We start from the raw sequence: 19,720 nt of genomic DNA on the forward strand, positions 1-19,720 counted from the left end.
AACGACGAGAGGCAGCCCCATGATGCGAGAAACCACCAGCGTCAACGACATTCGCACGGCGATCCGCGAGCTCGGCGTCCGCGCCACGCTCGCCCGAAAAGAGGGCCGGGACGCCGACGCCAGAGAACTGGAGCAGCGCGTCCAGGGTTACCGCGAGCAGTTGGCCACCCGGCCCTGACGCGGCGGGGTCAGGCCCCGAGCTTGCGGAACGTGCTGCGGTGGAAGACGATGGGCGCCACGTCTTCGTGCACGGTCAGTGACGTCACCCGCAGCACCACGATGGTGTGATCGCCGGCGGGCACCAACTGCTCGATCGCGCTTTCCAGCCACACGCTGGTGCCGTCGATGAAGACGGCCCCGCCCTCGGTGGACACCGTGGTCAACCCGGCGAACCGGTCACCGGTCTTGGCGGCCAACGTGCGCGCGGCGGCATCGTGGGCCTCACCGAGCAGGCTGATGCCCAGCAGCGGCAGATCTTCGAGCTTCGGCCACGTGGTCGAGCTGTTCTGCACGCAGAAGGACACCAGCGGGGGATCCAACGACACCGGTACAAAGGTGCTGGCCGCCAGGCCGACGCGCGTGCCGTCCACTTCGGCGGCGATGGCGATCACCCCTGACGGGAAATGACCGAAGGCTTCCCGCAGGGTGGTCGGTGACAGGTCACTGGGTGCACTCATCGGTTCCGAACCTACGCGATACGGGTGACGGTGGCATCAGCAGGAATCTCGCTGATCGGAACCCTCAATCGGCCGACCAGCGCGCCGCCTCCACCGTCGGCGGGTTGTCGGACCGCAGTGGCACCTCGAGGCCGTCGTAGATCGCCGGTTTCTGCTGGGCCAGCCAGCTCAGTGCACCGAGCAGGCGATTGGTGGCGGTGGTGTTGCCGCCGTCGGCGCGGGTGCCGCCGGGCACGTCGGCGCGCACCGTGATGGTCAACTCCGGGTCGCCGTGCACGATCACCCGGTGATCGCCGGCGCCCTGGTCCGGTGTCGGCCAGTCCGGCGCGCAGGCCGGGTCGATGCGGGTGATGTGCTCGATGACGACCCGGGGACGCCCGTCCACCTTGCCGATGACCTTCAACCGGAACGCCCCCTGGGTTCCGGCCTCGAAGTGACCCATCACGTTGTCGACCGGGCCATCCAACGGCCGTCGTTCGAGTTCTTCGGTGATCTCGTCGACGTCGAGGCCCAGTCCGCGTCCGATCAGCCGGACGTTGCCACCCCACACCATGGTGGGGATGGACGGCAGCAGCATCATCGGGACCTCGTCCAGCGACTTGCCGAAGCCGCACAGTTCGCGCACCGAGTAGGGCTGGTCGTAGGTGGAGTAGTCGAAGATCTCCTGGCAGACGATGGTGTCGATCCGCGTGCACAATCCGGCGGCCAGGACAGCCAACGCGTCGTTACCCCACCCCGGGTCCACGCCGCTGACGAACAGTGACGCGCCTCCTGCTTCGGCAGCCTGGCTCAGCCGGTCGCGCAGTTCCGCCGGTGCGGAGGTGGGGTCGTAAAGCGAGTACAGCGCGGGGGTCACCACGTGCACTCCGGCGCGCAGGCACCGCTCGATGTCGGCGGCCGCGTCGTCGGGGCGGATGTCCCCGGACGCCATGTAGGCCACCGCGTCACAGTCGGCGATCACGTGGTCGGCTTCGGCGGTGGCCAGGATGCCCGTGGTGTCGTCCAGTCCGGCCAGGACGGCGGCGTCGGTACCCACCTTGTCGGGGGTGGACGTGATGACGCCGGACAGGGCAAGACCCGGGAATGCACGTAGCGACCGAATCGCCGTGGCGCCCATATTGCCCGTTCCCCATACCGCGACACGCAGCTGCATCCGGTCACCGTAACCCACCCTGGCCTGCGCCATCGTCTGTTTGACGGGTGTCAATTACACTGGTGGCCAACCGGTGGGTTGATTAGCCGCGGAAACTAGCTCACAGTGGTTTGCGTTTGGGTTACCGGTGGGTATAGTTGAAGGGGTTACTGGTGGGTAACTTAGACCGAGTACCCAACCGGAAGGCAGATTTTCAACCGGTGGATTCTCATCGAGGAGGAAGCACGTGAGCCACTACAAATCCAACGTTCGCGATCAGGAGTTCAACCTCTTCGAGGTACTCGGGTTCGACAAGGCCCTGGGCCAGGGCAGCTACGTCGACGTCGACACCGACACCGCGCGCGAGATGCTGCACGAGATGAGCCGGTTGGCCGAGGGGCCCGTGGCCGCGTCCTTCACCGAAGGCGACCGCAACCCGCCTGTCTTCGACCCGGCCACCCACTCGGTGAAGCTGCCGGAGGCGTTCAAGAAGTCCGTGCACGCCGTGACCGAGGCCGGTTGGGACAAGGTCGGTATCGAAGAAGAGCTCGGCGGCACCCCGGTACCCCGCGCGATGGTCTGGGCGCTGGCCGAGCACGTCCTCGGCGCCAACCCCGCGGTGTGGATGTATGCCGGCGGCGCGGGATTCGCCAGCATCTTCTACAAGCTGGGCACCGAAGAGCAGAAGAAGTGGGCCGTCATCGCCGCCGAGCGCGGTTGGGGCTCCACCATGGTGCTGACCGAGCCCGATGCCGGTTCCGACGTAGGCGCCGGCCGCACCAAGGCCGTCAAGCAGGAGGACGGCTCCTGGCACATCGACGGCGTGAAGCGGTTCATCACCTCCGCCGACTCCGACGACATGTTCGAGAACATCTTCCACCTGGTGCTGGCCCGTCCCGAGGGCGCAGGTCCCGGCACCAAGGGTCTGTCGCTGTTCTTCGTCCCGAAGTTCCACTTCGACCCCGAGACCGGCGAACTGGGCGAGCGCAACGGCGCGTTCGTCACCAACGTCGAGCACAAGATGGGTCTGAAGGTCTCCACCACGTGTGAGCTGACCTTCGGTCAGCACGGCGTGCCGGCCAAGGGCTGGCTGGTGGGCGAGGTCCACGACGGCATCGCCCAGATGTTCGACGTCATCGAGATGGCGCGAATGCTGGTGGGCACCAAGGCTATTGCCACGCTGTCCACCGGTTACCTGAACGCTCTGGAGTACGCCAAGGAGCGCGTGCAGGGCGCCGATCTGACGCAGATGACCGACAAGACCGCTCCCCGGGTCACCATCACCCACCACCCCGACGTGCGCCGGTCGCTGATGACCCAGAAGGCGTACGCCGAGGGCCTGCGGGCGCTGTACATGTTCACCGCCACCTACCAGGACGCCGAGGTCGCCGGTGCCGTGCACGGCGTCGATGGTGACCTCGCGGTGCGGGTCAACGATCTGCTGCTGCCCATCGTCAAGGGTGTCGGCTCCGAGCAGGCCTACGCCAAGCTCACCGAGAGCCTGCAGACCCTGGGCGGGTCCGGCTTCCTGCAGGACTACCCCATCGAGCAGTACATCCGCGACGCCAAGATCGACTCGCTCTACGAAGGCACCACCGCCATCCAGGCGCAGGACTTCTTCTTCCGTAAGATCGTGCGCGACAAGGGTGTTGCGCTGGCGCACGTCGCCGGACAGATCGAGGAGTTCATCAAGAACGAGTCCGGCAACGGGCGCCTCAAGGCCGAGCGGGAGCTGCTGGCGACCGCGCTGACCGACGTGCAGGGCATGGCTGCGGCGCTCACCGGGTACCTGATGGCTGCCCAGGAGGACGCCGCCAGCATCTACAAGGTGGGCACCGGTTCGGTGCGCTTCCTGATGAGCGTCGGCGATCTGATGATCGGCTGGCTGCTGGCCCGCCAGGCCGCGGTGGCCGTCGCCGCATTGGATGCCGGTGCGACCGGCGCCGACAAGTCCTTCTACGAGGGCAAGGTGGCCGTGGCGTCGTTCTTCGCAAAGAACTTCTTGCCGCTGCTGACCAGCACCCGGTCGGTGATCGAGAACCTGGACAACGACATCATGGAACTCGACGAAGCCGCTTTCTGATCCCTGTGACACGAATGAACCCCCCTGCCTCGGCAGGGGGGTTCTTTTTTGGAGTATGAGAACCGCCGCCAGAATCCCCTCAGCTCCAGCGGCGGGACCCTCTCCACAAGGGTGGCCCCGTGTTGCCGTCGGGTCGGGGGGTCAGACGGCAACACGGAGCTATCCAGTACATCGAATGCCCGCCGCGGGGCGTTACACGGTGGCCGAAAATTCTCGAACCGGTTTTCCGGCAATCCCCGCCAACGCGCTGAGCTCAGGCTTCGAGGATGGCCGTGACACCCTGGCCGCCGGCCGCGCAGATCGAGATCAGGCCGCGCACCGGCTTGCCGGTCTCCTTCTTGCGCTCGGCCAGCTGCTTGGCCAGTTGAGCGACGATTCGCCCGCCGGTCGCGGCGAACGGGTGCCCGGCCGCCAGGGACGAACCGTTGACGTTGAGCTTGGCGCGGTCGATCGACCCCAGCGCCTGGTCGAGGCCCAGACGCTCCTTGCAGTATTCGTCGGATTCCCAGGCCGCCAGGGTGGCCAGCACCACCGAGGCGAACGCCTCGTGGATCTCGTAGAAATCGAAATCCTGCAGCGTCAGACCGTTGCGGGCGAGCAGTCGCGGCACCGCGTAGGTGGGCGCCATCAGCAGTCCGTCCGCCCCGCTGACGTAGTCCACCGCGGCGGTCTCGGCGTCGACGAACCAGGCCAGAGGCTCATGCCCGTGGGCGGAGGCCCACTCCTCGCTGGACAGCAGCGCCACCGAGGCACCGTCGGTCAGCGGGGTGGAGTTGCCTGCGGTCATGGTGGCATCCCCGTTGCGCACCCCGAACACCGGCCGCAGCCTGGCCAGCTTCTCCGCGGTCGAATCCGCGCGCAGGTTGTTGTCGCGGTAGAGGCCGAGGAACGGCGTCACCAGGTCATCGAAGAACCCGCGGTCATAGGCCGCCGCCATGTTCTGATGGCTGGCCGCAGCCAGCGCATCCTGGTCGACGCGCTTGATGCCCATCTGCTTGGCGGTGACGGCGGCGTGCTCACCCATCGACATCCCGGTCCGGGGTTCGCCGTTGGTGGGGATCTCGACTCCCAGCGCCGCGGGCAGCTTGCCCACGAGCTTGAGCCGCTCGACGTTCGACTTCGAGCGCCGCAGCCCCAGCAGCACCTGGCGCAGGTTGTCGCCGAAGGCGATGGGCGCATCGGAAGTGGTGTCCACACCGCCCGCGACTCCGGACTCGTACTGTCCCAACGCAATTCCGTTGGCGACGGCGATCGCCGACTGCAGGCCGGTGCCGCATGCCTGCTGCAGGTCGTAGGCCGGGGTGTACGGCGAGAGCGCCGAGCCCAGCACACATTCGCGCATCAGATTGAAATCGCGCGAGTGCTTGAGCACCGCGCCGCCCACGACGGCACCCAGGCGCTCGCCCTGCAGACCGAACCGGTCGATCAGACCGTCGAGGGTGGCGGTGAACATGTCCTGGTTGGACGCCTGGGCGTACGCGCCGTCGGAGCGGGCGAAGGGGATCCGGTTGCCGCCCAGAACGGCCACCCGCCGGCGGGCCTGATTGTTCGAACTGGTCACGGGGAACCTCCGTCTAGAAGTCAGGTCGGGTGTCTGTCTTCGATACTACCGAGCTATATTACTCTGGAGTAAGTTCGATGTGGACACCACTTGGACATCACATGGAAGGTAGGCCCGTGGCTTCCGATCTGTTCTCACAAATCGTCAACTCGGCTCCCGGCTCCATCCTCGCCAAGCAGCTCGGCGTGCCGCAGCCCGAGCCCCTGCGCCGGTACCGGCCCGGCGAGCCCCCGCTGGCCGGGCCCCTGCTGATCGGCGGCGAGGGCCGGGTGGCCGAGCCGGTCCGCACCGCGCTGGCGCAGGACTACGACCTGGTGGGCGACAACCTGGGCGGTCGCTGGGCCGACCAGTTCGGCGGCCTGCTGTTCGACGCCACCGGGATCACCACCCCGGTGGGCCTCAAGGCCCTGCACGAATTCTTCACCCCGCTGCTGCGCAACCTCGGCCGCTCCGGCCGGATCGTGGTGGTGGGCACCACCCCGGACGCCATCACCGACGTCGACGAGCACATCGCGCAGCGGGCGCTCGAGGGCTTCACCCGCTCGCTGGGCAAGGAACTGCAGCGCGGCGCGACGATCGCCCTGGTGTACCTGTCACCGGAGGCGAAGGCGGGTGCCACCGGGCTGGAGTCGACGTTGCGATTCCTGCTGTCGGCCAAGTCCGCCTACGTCGACGGGCAGGTCTTCTACGTCGGCGACGCCGATTCCGCCGCCCCGACCGACTGGGACAAGCCGCTGGACGGCAAGGTCGCGATCGTCACCGGCGCCGCCCGCGGCATCGGTGCCACCATCGCCGAGGTGTTCGCCCGCGACGGCGCGAAGGTGGTGGCCGTGGACGTCGAGGCTGCCGCGGACGCGTTGGCGGAGACGGCGGCCAAGGTCGACGGCACGGCGTTGACCCTCGACGTCACCGCCGACGACGCCGTGGCGCGCATCACCGAACACCTGGCCGAGCATCACGGCGGCAGGGTCGACATCCTGGTCAACAACGCCGGCATCACCCGCGACAAGCTGCTGGCCAACATGGACGACGCCAAGTGGGATTCCGTGATCGCGGTGAATCTGCTTGCCCCGCAACGGCTGGCCCAGGGTCTGGTGGACAGTGGCAGCCTCGGCGAGGGCGGCCGCATCGTCGGCCTGTCGTCGATGGCCGGCATCGCGGGCAACCGCGGCCAGACCAACTACGCCGCCACCAAGGCCGGCATGATCGGCATGACCCAGGCGCTGGCACCGGTGTTCGCCGAGAAGGGCATCACCATCAACGCCGTGGCCCCCGGGTTCATCGAGACCAAGATGACCGACGCCATCCCGCTGGCCACCCGTGAGGTGGGCCGCCGACTCAACTCGCTCTTCCAGGGCGGTAAACCCGAGGACGTGGCCGAGACCATCGCCTACTTCGCCAGCCCGGCCAGCAATGCCGTGACCGGCAACACCATCCGGGTGTGTGGCCAGGCCATGCTGGGGGCCTGATCGTGAGCGAACAACCGAACGGACTGCTGAACCTGGCGCGCGCGGCTGCGGGCGCGTTGCCGTTCGTGCGCCGCGGCGACAGCCTGCCGCAGCGCACCGTCAGCATCGACGAACTGGCCATCGACCGGACCCATGTCGCCGCCTACGCAGCGGCCACCGGGTTGCGGTTCGGCGATACCGTCCCGCTGACCTACCCGTTCGCCCTCACCTTTCCCGCGGTGATGTCACTGCTCACGGCGTTCGACTTCCCCTTCGCGGCAATGGGTTCGGTGCATGTGGAGAACCAGATCACCCAGCTTCGGCCCATCGCGGTGACCGACACCGTGAACGTCCGGACCCGCACCGACAACCTGCGTGAGCACCGCAAGGGTCTGCTGGTGGATGTCCTCACCGACGTCCTGGTGGGCAGCGAACCGGCCTGGCAGCAGATCACCACCTTCCTGCACCAACAGCGCACCAGCCTCTCGGACGAGCCGAAGGCACCGCCGCGCAAGCCGCAGAAGCTGCCGCCCCCGCAGGGACTGCTGAAGATCACCCCGGGACAGATCCGGCGTTACGCGTCGGCCGGCGGAGACCACAACCCCATCCACACCAACTCGGTCGCCGCCAAGCTGTTCGGCTTCCCCACGGTGATCGCCCACGGGATGTACAGCGCCGCAGCGGTGTTGGGGAACATCGAGGGACAGCTACCGGACGCGGTGAGCTACCACGTTAAGTTCGGCAAGCCGGTGATCCTGCCGGCCACCGCCGGCCTCTACGTCGACCGGGTGGCGGGCGGCTGGGACCTCTCACTGCGGAATCTGAAGAAGGGCTACCCGCACCTCACGGGTGAGATACGCGCGCTGTAGTCAGGCCGCGCAACGGAATCCGATGTGGGTGGTGGCGCTGTCCTGCGACTGCGGCGACCTCGCCGCGGGGCGGTAGCGGTGGCAGTACTCCGGTGCACACAGGTGCGATCCCCCTTTGAGCGCCTGGTTCACCGACGGGTCACCGTCGGCGGGGGCGGGACAGCAACCGTTGCGGCTCTGGTGCCGCGCCGCGTAGCGGGTGGTGGTCCACTCCCACACGTTGCCGATCATGTCCGACAACCCGAAAGCGTTGGGCGGGAAGGTTCCCACCGGAGAAGTACCCACGAAACCCAGCGCCCCGTCGTTGGCATAGGGAAACCGGCCCTGCCACGTGTTGGCCATCAACCGGCCTCCGGGTGCCACCTCGTCACCCCAGGCGTAGATGGTGGTGGCGCCCGCGCCCGCCGCGTACTCCCACTCCGCCTCGGTGGGCAGCCGCCTACCGGCCCACTGCGCGTAGGCCGCGGCGTCGGGGTAGGCCACCTGCACCACGGGGTGGTCCGGCCGGGCAGCCACGTCGGAGTCCGGACCGAAGGGATGCTTCCAGCACGCCCCGGGCACCCACGTCCACCACTGCCGCCAGTCGCGCAGGTTCACCGGCCCTGGCGTCTGCCGGAACACCAGCGCACCCGGTTGCAGGTCGGCCTCGGCCACCCCGGGATACAGCGTCGGGTCCAGCGGCCGTTCGGCGACAGTGAGGTAACCGGTGGCGGACACGAATTCGGCGAACTGCGTGTTGGTCACCGGGTGCGTCTCGATGCTGAAGGCCGGCACCGACACGGTGTGGACGGGACCCTCCTCGGGATAGAACCGCGTGGAGCCCATCTGGTAGCTGCTTCCCGGCAGGGCAACCAGCTCACTGAGCATGCGGCTTGCCCTTCAGGCCGCGCCAGAACAGATTGATCATCAGCTCGGAGGCGTCGTCGACGTCGACGTCCCCGGTGCTCACCCGCGCGGCCACCGCCTCCCCCGCGCCCACCAGGGCGATCGCCATCATCTGGAAGTCGGTGTCGGGCTCGGGGTTCCGGGTACCCGCGCTGAGCAACCGGGCCACCAGGTCGATGATGCGCTCGCGGCCTTCGCGCACGGTGTGGGCGAAGGCCGTGGAGCTGGTGGCCTGGGTGTAGAGCACGATCCACGAGGCACGATTGGCGTCGATGTAGCGCAGGAAGGACAGAATGGTGTTGCGCAGCATGTCTTTCGGCGACAGCGTGAAGTCGACATCGGCACGTACCGCTTCGACGAACCGACTGAGCTCGCGAGCCAGGCAGGCGCCGAACAATTCTTCCTTGGAGCCGTAGTAGAGGTAGAGCATCGGCTTGGAGATCTCCGCCTTGGCGGCGATGGCGTCCATGGACGTCTCGTGATAGCCGTTGATGGAGAACACCTGTACGGCGGCGTCGAGCATCTGTTGCTCACGGACTGCCCGCGGCAGCCGCTTCGTCCCACCAGCCATGCGACCAGATTAACCGGCACAGCCGGGATGCGGCCCCTTGACCTGCGCCATCCGCGCCACCGAGGCGTCCACAGCCGCCATCGACAGCTCGCCGCCGGCCACCGCCTGCTCGAGGCGGTCCAGCACGGCGGGCACCTCGGCGGTGGACAGCCAAAGGGCGGTGTCGGCGCCGGCCTGCAGCGCACCGAGCACCGCGTCGGGCACCCCGACGCGGTCGCTGATGGCCTGCATACCGGACAGGTCGTCGGTGAAGACGGGTCCGTTGAAGCCCGGCCCGCCGTACCCGCCGGTGCGCAGCAACTGATAGGCCGCCGGGCTGAGGCTGGCCGGTGTCGAGCCGGTCAGCCCGGGCACCTCGAGGTGGCCGACCATCACCGCGACCGGGGCCTGCATCGTCAGCGTGCGGTAGGGCACCAGGTCCGATTGCATCAGCTCGTCCAGCGGCGGGGTGGACACCGCACCGGTGTGCGAATCGCCGGAGCCGCTGCCGTGCCCCGGGAAATGCTTGAGCACCGGCAACACCCCGGCGTCACGCAGGCCGCGCGCGTAGGCGCCGGCGTACTCCGTCACCGCGGCGGCGTCCGACCCGAACGACCGGTCGCCGATCACCGTGTCGGCGGCCGCACTGCTGACATCGACCACCGGCGCGAAGTCGATGGTGATGCCCAGCCCACGCATCGCCCGGCCGCGGTCCAGCGCGATCTGGTACACCTGCTCGGGCGTGTTGCTCGCCGCCAACTCGCGTGCCGAGGGCTGCGATCCGATGAGCCCGGACAGCCGCGACACCCGGCCGCCCTCCTCGTCGACGCTGACCGCCACCGGCAGCGGCCCGGAGACGTCGTTCAGCCCCGCGGCCGTGCCGTCGGTGAGCATCGTCTTGTCCGTCCAGCTGCCGACGAAGATGCCGCCGACGTGGTGCTCGGCCACCACGGCGCGGGCGTCGGCGCCATCGGACACCCCGACCATCAGCAGCTGGGCCAGCTTGTCACGGGTGGACAGGGTCGCCACCGGGTCACCGCAGGCCGTCGGCGCCGGAGCCGCAGGCAGCGGGTTCGACAGCGGGGTGGACTGCGGGCTGGTGATCGTCTGCTGCGACGGTGCCGCCAGCTCGGTCGGGGCCTGGGCGGCCGGTGCGCAGGCCGTCAACAGGGCAGGCAGGGCGGCCAGGCACAGGAGCGTCCGGGTCAGAACCATGCCCTCACTGTTGCACGCGGGCCGCCGCGGCTGAAAGCGACTGGCCCCGCATCCGCGGCACACCTGCGAAGATGAGGCATGACGGTCTTGGTGATCGCTTACGACGGAACCCACAACGCGCGCCGCGCGGTGCACTATGCGGGACGGTTCCTGGTTGCCGAACGTGCTGTGGTGCTGACTGTCTGGGAGCCCCTGCGCAACAGCACCACCGACTCGGTGAGCATCGACCTCGATGGTCCCCCGGACCTGCCCGAGGACGACGACCTGGACATCGCCTTCGCCGACGCCCAGCGCACCAACGATGACGGCACGGCACTGGCCCGCGACATGGGCCTGGCCGCCGAGAGCCTGGTGGTGGCGGTGTCGGGAACCGTCTGGCGCACCATCATCGACTCGGCCGACAAGCTGGACGCCGATCTGATCGTCACCGGAACCCGCGGCACCACCGGCGTACGGTCCCTGATCCAGTCCAGCGTGGCCGACCGGGTGTTGCGCCACGGTGGCCGGCCCGTGCTGATCGTGCCGCCGGGGCAGTGACGCGCGCCGTGCTAGGTTGGCGGACGTTGCTTTCCCGTCTGTCCGACCCTGCTGAGGAGCTCTCCACATGACCCGGTTCGTGGTGCCAGCCGCAGCCAGCATCGTGGTCGGTCTGCTGCTCGGTGCGGCCGCGGTGTTCGGTGTGACGCTGATGGTGCAGCAGGACACCAAGCCGCCACTGCAGGCGGGCGACCCGGCGTCCTCGGTGCTCAACCGCGTCGAATACGGCGACCGCAGCTGACCTGAGCACCACAACCGCAGGCGTCCTTCCGGGAGGACTGTCCCGGCGCTGGCTCTGGCTCGTCGGCGCTGTCTCACTGGCCCTGGCTTTCGCCCAGGCTCCCGGGCTCATTTCCCCGGACACCAAACTCGACCTGACCGCCAACCCCCTGCGGTTCCTGGCCCGTGCGGCCAATCTGTGGAACAGCGAACTGCCGTTCGGACAGGCACAGAACCAGGCCTACGGCTATCTGTTTCCCCACGGTGCGTTCTTCCTGGCCGGGGACGTGCTGGGGATTCCGGATTGGGTGATCCAGCGGCTGTGGTGGGCGCTGCTGCTGGCTGCCGGTTTCTGGGGGCTGCTGCGGGTGGCCGAGGCCCTCGGCATCGGCACGACGGCCTCGCGGGTGGTGGCCGCGACAGCGTTCGCGCTGTCGCCGCGAGTGCTGACCACGGTGGGCTCCATCTCGTCGGAAACCCTGCCGATGATGCTCGCACCCTGGGTGCTGCTGCCGGTGATCCTGGCGCTGCGGGGCGACTCGGGACGGTCCCTGCGGGTGCTGGCGGCCCGCGCCGGCCTCGCGCTGGCGCTGATGGGAGCGGTGAACGCCGTCGCCACGTTCACCGCCTGCCTGCCCGCGATCATCTGGTGGGCCTGCCACCGGCCCAACCGCATCTGGCTGCGGTTCAGCGGCTGGTGGCTGCTGAGCAGCGCACTGGCCGTCGTCTGGTGGGTGGTGGCGCTGCTCTCTCTGGGGCGCATCAGTCCGCCGTTCCTGGACTACATCGAATCCTCGGGCGTCACCACCCAGTGGACCTCGCTGACGGAGATGCTGCGCGGCACCGCGGCCTGGACACCGTTCGTGGCCCCCGGCGCCACCGCGGGCACCTCACTGGTGACCGGGCCGGTGGCGGTGCTGGCCACCACGCTGGTGGCGGCGGCCGGGCTGGCGGGCCTGGCGCTGCGCAGCATGCCGGCCCGCGGCCGCGTGGTCACCGTCCTGCTGGTCGGTCTGGTGTTGATGGGGCTCGGCTACGCCGGCGGGCTCGGTTCACCGATCGCCCACCAGGTGCAGCTGTTCCTCGATGATGCGGGTGCGCCGCTGCGTAACGTACACAAGTTCGAGCCGCTGCTACGCCTGCCGATCGCGCTGGGGTTGGCGCATCTGCTGGGCCGGGTGCCGTTGTCGCTGCAGTCACTCACCCGCCCCGAGAAGGACAAGCGGGTGGCGGTGGGCATCGTGGTGCTCACCGCGGTGGCCGTGGCGACGTCGTTGGCGTGGACGGGACGGCTGACCCCGCCGGGCACCTTCACCGCCATTCCGTCCTACTGGCACGAGACCGCGGACTGGCTGGATGCCAACAACACCGAACGGGGGAGGGTACTGGTCGCGCCCGGCTCGCCGTTCGCCACGCAGGTGTGGGGCAGCAGCCACGACGAGCCGCTGCAGGTGCTCGGCGACAGCCCCTGGGGCGTAAGGGATTCCATACCACTGACCCCGCCGCAGACCATCCGCGCCCTGGATTCGGTACAGCGACTGTTCGCCGCCGGCCGCCCCTCCGCGGGCCTGGCCGATACCCTTGCCCGACAGGGCATCTCGTATGTCGTGGTGCGCAACGACCTGGACCCGGACACCTCGCGCTCAGCTCGGCCCGTGCTGGTGCACCGGGTGGTGGACAACTCCCCGGGCCTGCAGAAGGTGGCCCAGTTCGGCGACCCGGTTGGGCCGGGAACGCTGGAGGGATTCATCAGCGACAGCGGGCTTCGGCTGCGGTACCCGGCGGTGGAGATCTACCGGGTCGACGGCGCCACCAGCGGCCCGTATCTCGCCGACGCCGACACCATGGCCCGGGTGGACGGCGGACCCGAGTCGCTGCTGCGGCTCGACGAGCGCCGCCGCCTGCAGGACCGTCCGCCGCTGGGCCCCGCGCTGCTGACCGGTGACGCCCTGGCCGCCGGGCTGAGCACGCCGGTGGTGACCGTCACCGACACCCCCGTCGCGCGCGAGACCGACTACGGCCGCGTCGACGACCACTCCTCGGCCATCCTGGCCGAGGGCGACCCGCGGCACACCCACAACCGCGTGCCCGACTACCCCTCCCCCGGCCAGGAACTGGTCTACGGCGGCTGGGACGGTGGCCGCATCAGCGTGTCCAGTTCGGCCGCGGACTCGACAGCCCTGCCCGACGTGGCACCCGCGTCGGGGCCGCCCGCTGCCATCGATGCCGACTCCGCGACCAGCTGGGTGTCGAACTCGTTGCAGGCCGCCCTGGGTCAGTGGCTGCAGGTGGACTTCGACCATCCCGTCACCAACGCCACGCTGACGCTGACGCCGAGCGCGTCCGCGCTGGGCGCCCAGGTGAACCGGATCCAGGTGTCCACCGAAAACGGCACCACCACCGTCGGGGTCGACGAACCGGGAACCCCGATCACCGTCGCGCTGCCCTATGGGGAGACGCCCTGGGTGCGCGTCACCGCCATCGGGACCGTCGACGGCTCCGGCGGCGTGCAGTTCGGTATCACCGACCTGGCCGTCACCCAGTACGACGCATCCGGTTTCGCGCACCCGGTGAACCTGCGGCACACCGCTGTGGTGCCCGGCCCGCCGGACGGTGCGACTGTGGCGATGTGGGATCTGGGCTCGGAATTGCTGGGCCGGCCCGGCTGCGTCGACACCCCCGATGGGGTGCACTGCGCGTCGCCGCTGTCTCTGGCCCCCGAGGAACTGGGCAGCCTCAGCCGGACTTTGACTGTGCCGCAGGAGGTTTCGCTGACACCCCAGGTGTGGGTGCGGCCACGCCAGGGACCCGAGCTGGCTGATCTGATCCGCCAGCCGGGCACCGCCCGCGCCGACGGTGACGCCGATTCGTTCGACGTGCTGGGCACCGCCTTCGCCGCCGCCGACGGCGATCCGCGGACCTCCTGGACCGCGCCGCAGGGGGTGGTCCAGCACCGTACCGCGCCGACGCTGACCCTGACGCTGCCGCAACCCACCCGGGTGAGCGCGGTCGAGCTCACGCCGAGCGCCTCCCCGCTGCCCACCCATCCGTCGCTGGTGGCCATCGACCTGGGTGACGGTCCGCAGGTGCGCAGCATGGCGCCCGACGGGCCCCAGACACTGGAGCTGCACCCCGCGGTCACCGACACGATCAGGATCAGCCTGCTGGACTGGGCGGACGTGATCGACCGCACTGCACTGGGATTCGATCAGGTGAAGCCGCCCGGCCTGGCCGAGGTGGTGGCCTTGGACCCGGACGGCCGCCCGATCGCCGCAGCCGACGGTGCCCGCAACCGCGCGCGGGAAGTAACGCTGCCGTGTGGCCGGGGCCCGGTGATCGCGGCGGCGGGGCGGTTCCTGCAGACCTCGGTCACCACCACCGTCGGTGCCCTGCTCGACGGCGGCCCGATCGCCGCGCAGGTGTGCGACCGCACGCCGCTGACGCTGCCCGCCGGCCAGCAGGAGGTACTGGTCAGCCCCGGTGACGCGTTCTTCGTCGACGGGATCCAGCTGACCTCACCCGCCAACGCGACCCTGCCGCCCCCGCGCACCGAGGCCGCGCGCATGGGGCGCTGGGACGCCGACCACCGCGAAGTCGACGTCAGCGCCGCGGATGCCGACCGGGTGCTTGTCGTCCCCGAGAGCGTCAACGTGGGCTGGGCCGCCCAGGCGGCCGACGGCACCGCACTGCGGCCGGTGACCGTCAACGGCTGGCAGCAGGGGTTCGTGATCCCGGCCGGCGTCGACGGCACGGTGACCCTGGATTTCGCGTCGAACGGGTTGTACCGGGCCGGATTGGCCACCGGCCTGGCACTTTTGCCGCTACTGATGGTGCTGGCGTTGTGGCCGTCGCGGCGGGTGGGTTCCGGTGGTTGTGACACGTGGCGGCCGGGTCCGTGGATGCTGGTCGGGGTGCTGGCTGCGGGCGGTCTGCTGGCCGGTGTTGCGGGGGTCGTGGTGTTCGGCGCAGCCGCGGGACTGCTCTGGTTGCTGCGGTCGCGGCCGGTGTGGTGGCAGCGGGTGACGCTGGCCGGCGCGAGTGGCGGGCTGATTCTCGCCGGGGCCGTGCTGTCCCGGAACCCCTGGCGATCTGTCGACGGCTACGTCGGGTTCTCCGCGGGGGTGCAGCTGCTGGCTCTGATCGCGGTGGGGCTGGTGGCCGCCTCGGTGGTGAGGTTCGGCGAGGATTCCGCCCACGAAGGGCGATCGGGCTTCTAGCATCGGCACGGTGGCTGACTTGAACACCGCGGGCGGCGTGATCGACACCGGCGACCTCGGCGTGACCCTGATGCACGAGCACGTCTTCATGATGACCACGGAGATCGCGCAGAACTATCCCGACGCGTTCGGTGACGAGGCGCGGCGCGAGGCTGACGCGGTGGCGCGGCTCAACGAGCTGAAGGCGCGCGGGGTGGACACCATCGTCGATCTGACGGTGATCGGGCTGGGTCGGTACTTGCCCCGCATCAAGCGCATCGCCGCCCAGACCGAGCTCAACATCATCGTCGCCACCGGGCTCTACACCTACAACGACGTGCCGATGTACTTCCACTACCTCGGGCCCGGCGCCGAGCTGGGCGGCCCCGAGATCATGGCCGACATGTTCGTTCGCGACATCGAAGAGGGCGTCGCCGACACCGGGATCAAGGCCGCAATCCTCAAGTGCGCCACCGACAAACCGGGCGTGACTCCCGGCGTCGAACGGGTGCTGCGGGCGGTGGCCGTCGCGCACCGGCGCACCGGGGTGCCCATATCCACCCACACCGACGCCGCCACCCGCCGCGGACTCGAGCAACAGCGGATCTTCGCCGAGGAGGGCGTGGACCTGTCGCGGGTGATCATCGGGCACTGCGGCGACACCACCGATCTGGACTACCTCGAGGAGCTCATCGCCGCCGGCTCCTACATCGGCATGGATCGCTTCGGCATCGACGTCTACCTGCCGTTCGAGGACCGAGTGAACACCGTGGCGCAGATGTGCGAGCGCGGGCATGCCGACAAGATGGTGCTCTCTCACGACGCGGCCTGCTACTTCGACGCCCTGCCCGAGGAGACCATTCCCTTGGCCCTGCCCAACTGGCACTACCTGCACATCCACACCGACGTCATCCCCGCCCTGCTGGAACGCGGTGTCACCCAGGAACAGATCGACACCATGCTGATCACCAACCCCCGCAACATCTTCGAGCGGCGCGGCGGCTACTGAGATGACCGACACCATCCCCGTGCAGCTGGCCGCGCTGGCTGCCGCGGATCCCGACGCCCCGGCTGTCACCTGTAGTGGCCGCACGGTGAGCCGGGGTGAGCTGGACAGGTCCACCAACCGGCTGGCCCGGGCGTATGCCGCGTTGGGCGTCGGTCAGGGATCGTATGTGACGGTGGCCGTGGCGAATTCGATCGAGTGGGTGCAGGCCGTGATTGCCTGCTGGAAGCTGGGTGCGGTGCCGCAGCCGCTGTCGCCGCGGTTACCGGACGCCGAGTATGCGGCGCTGCTGGATCTGGTGCCGCGGGCGCTGGTGGTGGGCCGGCCCGATCCGCGGGGTGTGGTGGCGTCGGTGCCTGCGGGGCTGGAGTCCTCCGAATCCGAGGACCCGCTACCGGAGGTGGAGTCGCCGGTGTGGAAGGCGATGGCCTCCGGTGGCAGTACCGGGCGGCCGAAACTGATCGAGGCCGGTGGCGGCAGCCGGGTCCCCGCGGCCATCGGCTATCCGCTGGGCGCCGAACCCGGGGATGTGAACCTGGTCTCGGTTCCGTTGAGCCACAACACCGGATTCACCACCGCCGTGATGGGGCTGCTGCTGGGGCATCATCTGGTGCTCATGCCCCGCTTCGAGCCGGCCGAGTTCCTCCGGTTGGTGACCGAGCACGGGGTGACGTTCCTGGCCACCGTGCCGACCATCATGCAGCGGCTGCTGCCGGTGTACCGCGCCGCGCCATCGACCTACGATCTGTCGTCGATCCGGCGCTTCTGGCATCTGGCCGCCCCGTGTCCGCCGGCGGTCAAGGAGGCCTGGATAGAGCTGGTAGGCCCCGAGGCGGTGTGGGAGCTTTACGGCGGTACCGAGTTACAGGCACTGACGTTCATCTCCGGGACGCAGTGGCTGACCCATCGCGGTTCGGTGGGTGTGGTGGTGGCCGGGGAGATGACCGTGCTCGACGACGACGGCCGGGTGTGTGCGCCCGGTGAGGTCGGCGAGATCTACATGCGGCCGGCGCCGGGCAGTTCGCCGACCTACCGGTATGTGGGGGCGTCGGCGAAGTCGCGTGACGGATGGGATTCGTTGGGCGATCTGGGCTACTTTGATGCCGACGGCTTCCTGTATCTCAGCGACCGGCGGGTCGACATGTTCACCGTCGGCGGTCGCAACACCTATCCCGCCGAGATCGAGAACGCACTATCAGCGCATCCAGATGTGTTGTCCTGCCTGGTTGTCGGCGTGCCCCATGACGATCTGGGCCAGGTGCCGTATGCACTGGTGCAGCCGCTGGGCCCGCTGAGCGCCGAGGAGCTCCTGTCATTCGTCGGGTCACGGCTGGAAAGCCACAAGGTGCCGCGGACCATCGAGTTCGTGGACCGGCCCCTGCGCGACGATGCCGGCAAGGCGCGACGCTCCGCCGTGCGTGACGAGATCCTGGCCCGCCTGTAGGCCTCATCCCTGTTGCCGAGCGTGCGTGTTTGTACGGGGGCGCGCCGTGGTTTGTGTGCAGTGTGCGCACGCTCGGCACGGGTGAGTCCGGCTCTGGCACTTCTGCAGGGCGGTGCGGGTGTCGGTTGCTCGAGTGTGGAGTTGTGACCCACTTTCTGAGGCGCGGCGCGGATCAAGTCCACACTCGGGCCGTGCCCCACCTCTACCGCCGAGCGTGCGTGTTTGTACGGGGGCGCCGTGGTTTGTGTGCAGTGTGCGCACGCTCGGCACGGGTGAGTCCGGCTCTGCCACTTCTGCAGGGCGGTGCGGGTGTTGGTTGCTTGAGTGTGGAGTTGTTACCCACTTTCTGAGGCGCGGCGGGGATCACGTCCAGGGCGTGTCAGATGGTTTGTGTAGGAGCTGCATGAGCCAGATGGAGCACGATGATGTCCATGGTTGTTCGGCAGGACAGTCAGGCCGGTGACGGCGATAACGGCGAGGAAGTAGACCGGCTGGAGTCAGGCCGGCAGGCGTTCGAGGCGTTGAAGGCCTCGGGCGGTTTCGACGACGTACTAGCCAAGATCGACGCGGGTGAGCTGCAGTTGACTGGCGAAGGTGGCTTTCTGCAGGAGATGGTCAAGGCGGTCCTGGAGCGCGGCCTGCAGACGGAGCTGACCGGCCATCTCGGCTACGACAAGGGCGATCCCGCTGGGCGGGTACTTCCCAACGCCCGCAACGGTTTCAGCGCCAAGACAGTCTCCAGCGAGGTCGGCGACGTCACCCTGGCCATTCCACGTGACCGCGACGGCAGCTTCATTCCGATGCTGGTTCCGAAGGGCTCGCGGCGCATCGGTGGACTGGATTCGATGATCATCAGCCTCTATGCCGGCGGGATGACCGTCCGCGACATCGAGCATCACCTGGCCACCACGATCGGCACCGAGATCTCGCGGGAGACGATCAGCAAAATCACCGACGCGGTGCTCGAAGAGGTCCTGGAGTGGCAGCGCATGCCCCTGGATCCGATGTACCCGATCGTCTATCTGGACGCTCTGGTGATCAAGATCCGCGACGGTCATCAGGTCCGAAACAAGTCCGCTCACATCGCTGTCGGAGTCGATATGGACGGGATCCGCCACGTGCTGGGGATTTGGGTCCAGCCCACCGAGGGAGCGAAATTCTGGGCTGGAGTGTGCGCTGAGCTGGCCAATCGTGGCGTTAAGGACGTGCTCATCGCCTGTGTGGATGGGCTAACCGGCTTCGGCGACGCGATTGCCGCGACGTGGCCGCAGACCATCGTGCAAACATGCACGGTGCATCTCCTTCGGTCGTCGATGCGTTTTGTTGCCTACGGCGATCGCAAACAGGTGGCCTCTGCGTTGCGCCTCATTTACACCGCACCCACCATCGATGCCGCGGAAATCGCTCTGCACGAGTTCGCCGCGTCCGCTTGGGGGAAGAAGTACCCGACTACGGTTCGAGCCTGGGAGGCGGCCTGGGACCGCTTCATTCCGTTTCTGTCGTTCCCGCCGGCCGTCCGCAAAATTATCTACACCACCAACGCCATCGAGTCGCTGAACTATCAACTCCGCAAAATCATCAAGAATCGTGGTCATTTCCCGAATGATCAAGCGGCAGTGAAGCTTTGTGGCTTGCGATCTGCGATATCGAAGACAAACGCTCCCGAGAACGCGTTCGTCACCGCGACCGAACGACGCCCCAGCGGTACAAGCAAAGTAACCGTCTCGTCGAAGGCGCCATCGTCACTGGGTGGAAGCACGCACTAGGCGCCCTGGTCCTGGCCTACCCAGACCGGCTAGAGCCATACATTTACTAACCAACGTACTAACCAACGCGGCTCATACACAAAAGTCTTGACAAGCTCCACGTCCACACTCGAGATTCGTGCAAAACTCATC

General features: G+C 68.4%; 15 protein-coding genes and 1 pseudogene. 10 read left to right on the forward strand and 6 right to left on the reverse strand.

The features are described from left to right. Positions 1-19 precede the first annotated feature (19 nt). Positions 20-178: a hypothetical protein gene (locus G6N58_RS30435; protein WP_170314327.1), complete on the forward strand. Its 159-nt coding sequence runs from the start codon at positions 20-22 to the stop codon at positions 176-178. A gap of 10 nt (positions 179-188) precedes the next feature. On the opposite strand, the gene G6N58_RS05125 is transcribed toward G6N58_RS30435, so the two are convergent. Further along, positions 189-677, reverse strand: coding sequence for a flavin reductase family protein (locus tag G6N58_RS05125; protein WP_115279483.1), 489 nt, complete (start codon positions 675-677; stop codon positions 189-191). Positions 678-741: 64 nt separating this feature from the next. Then, positions 742-1,830: an NAD(P)H-dependent amine dehydrogenase family protein gene (locus tag G6N58_RS05130; protein WP_115281797.1), complete on the reverse strand. Its 1,089-nt coding sequence runs from the start codon at positions 1,828-1,830 to the stop codon at positions 742-744. A 226-nt stretch (positions 1,831-2,056) separates the two neighbouring features. On the opposite strand from G6N58_RS05130, the gene G6N58_RS05135 reads away from it, so the two are divergent. Then, positions 2,057-3,892 carry an acyl-CoA dehydrogenase gene (locus tag G6N58_RS05135; RefSeq protein WP_115279482.1) on the forward strand — a complete coding sequence of 612 codons (1,836 nt, stop codon included), beginning with the start codon at positions 2,057-2,059 and terminating at the stop codon, positions 3,890-3,892. A gap of 253 nt (positions 3,893-4,145) precedes the next feature. Here G6N58_RS05135 and G6N58_RS05140 read toward each other — a convergent pair whose 3' ends face one another. Then, positions 4,146-5,453: an acetyl-CoA C-acetyltransferase gene (locus G6N58_RS05140; protein WP_068918873.1), complete on the reverse strand. Its 1,308-nt coding sequence runs from the start codon at positions 5,451-5,453 to the stop codon at positions 4,146-4,148. 101 nt (positions 5,454-5,554) lie between these two features. On the opposite strand from G6N58_RS05140, the gene G6N58_RS05145 reads away from it, so the two are divergent. After that, positions 5,555-6,922, forward strand: a complete 1,368-nt coding sequence (locus tag G6N58_RS05145; RefSeq protein WP_115279481.1) for a 3-oxoacyl-ACP reductase — start codon at positions 5,555-5,557, stop codon at positions 6,920-6,922. A 2-nt stretch (positions 6,923-6,924) separates the two neighbouring features. Then, positions 6,925-7,770 (forward strand): MaoC/PaaZ C-terminal domain-containing protein, encoded by an 846-nt coding sequence (locus tag G6N58_RS05150; RefSeq protein WP_068918875.1) that lies wholly within the window; start codon positions 6,925-6,927, stop codon positions 7,768-7,770. Here G6N58_RS05150 and G6N58_RS05155 read toward each other — a convergent pair whose 3' ends face one another. Genes G6N58_RS05155 through G6N58_RS05165 form a run of 3 tightly spaced genes read right to left on the reverse strand, consistent with a single transcriptional unit; the run spans position 7,771 to position 10,420 of the window. Continuing rightward, complete coding sequence (locus G6N58_RS05155) at positions 7,771-8,637, reverse strand: formylglycine-generating enzyme family protein (protein ID WP_115279480.1); 867 nt, start codon at positions 8,635-8,637, stop codon at positions 7,771-7,773. After that, on the reverse strand, positions 8,627-9,226 hold the full coding sequence (locus G6N58_RS05160; RefSeq protein ID WP_115279479.1) for a TetR/AcrR family transcriptional regulator: 600 nt from the start codon (positions 9,224-9,226) through the stop codon (positions 8,627-8,629). The genes G6N58_RS05155 and G6N58_RS05160 overlap by 11 nt, the downstream gene beginning before the upstream one ends. A 9-nt stretch (positions 9,227-9,235) precedes the next feature. Beyond that, on the reverse strand, positions 9,236-10,420 hold the full coding sequence (locus G6N58_RS05165; RefSeq protein WP_115279478.1) for a glycoside hydrolase family 3 N-terminal domain-containing protein: 1,185 nt from the start codon (positions 10,418-10,420) through the stop codon (positions 9,236-9,238). A gap of 78 nt (positions 10,421-10,498) precedes the next feature. On the opposite strand from G6N58_RS05165, the gene G6N58_RS05170 reads away from it, so the two are divergent. The 6 genes and pseudogenes from G6N58_RS05170 (at position 10,499) to G6N58_RS05195 (ending at position 19,638) form a co-directional block, all read left to right on the forward strand. Beyond that, on the forward strand, positions 10,499-10,957 hold the full coding sequence (locus G6N58_RS05170) for a universal stress protein (RefSeq protein ID WP_115279477.1): 459 nt from the start codon (positions 10,499-10,501) through the stop codon (positions 10,955-10,957). A gap of 67 nt (positions 10,958-11,024) precedes the next feature. Next, on the forward strand, positions 11,025-11,198 hold the full coding sequence (locus G6N58_RS05175) for a DUF2613 domain-containing protein (RefSeq protein WP_068918880.1): 174 nt from the start codon (positions 11,025-11,027) through the stop codon (positions 11,196-11,198). A gap of 37 nt (positions 11,199-11,235) precedes the next feature. Continuing rightward, positions 11,236-15,393: an alpha-(1->3)-arabinofuranosyltransferase gene (locus G6N58_RS05180; RefSeq protein WP_115279476.1), complete on the forward strand. Its 4,158-nt coding sequence runs from the start codon at positions 11,236-11,238 to the stop codon at positions 15,391-15,393. A gap of 10 nt (positions 15,394-15,403) precedes the next feature. Further along, positions 15,404-16,381 carry a phosphotriesterase family protein gene (locus tag G6N58_RS05185; RefSeq protein WP_163907920.1) on the forward strand — a complete coding sequence of 326 codons (978 nt, stop codon included), beginning with the start codon at positions 15,404-15,406 and terminating at the stop codon, positions 16,379-16,381. Position 16,382: 1 nt separating this feature from the next. Then, on the forward strand, positions 16,383-17,822 hold the full coding sequence (locus G6N58_RS05190) for an AMP-binding protein (protein WP_115279475.1): 1,440 nt from the start codon (positions 16,383-16,385) through the stop codon (positions 17,820-17,822). Between the two features lie 431 nt (positions 17,823-18,253). Continuing rightward, positions 18,254-19,638, forward strand: a pseudogene (locus tag G6N58_RS05195) (IS256 family transposase). Positions 19,639-19,720: the final 82 nt, after the last annotated feature.

This window comes from Mycolicibacterium tokaiense, assembly GCF_010725885.1.
GTDB classification, from domain to species: Bacteria; Actinomycetota; Actinomycetes; order Mycobacteriales; family Mycobacteriaceae; genus Mycobacterium; species Mycobacterium tokaiense.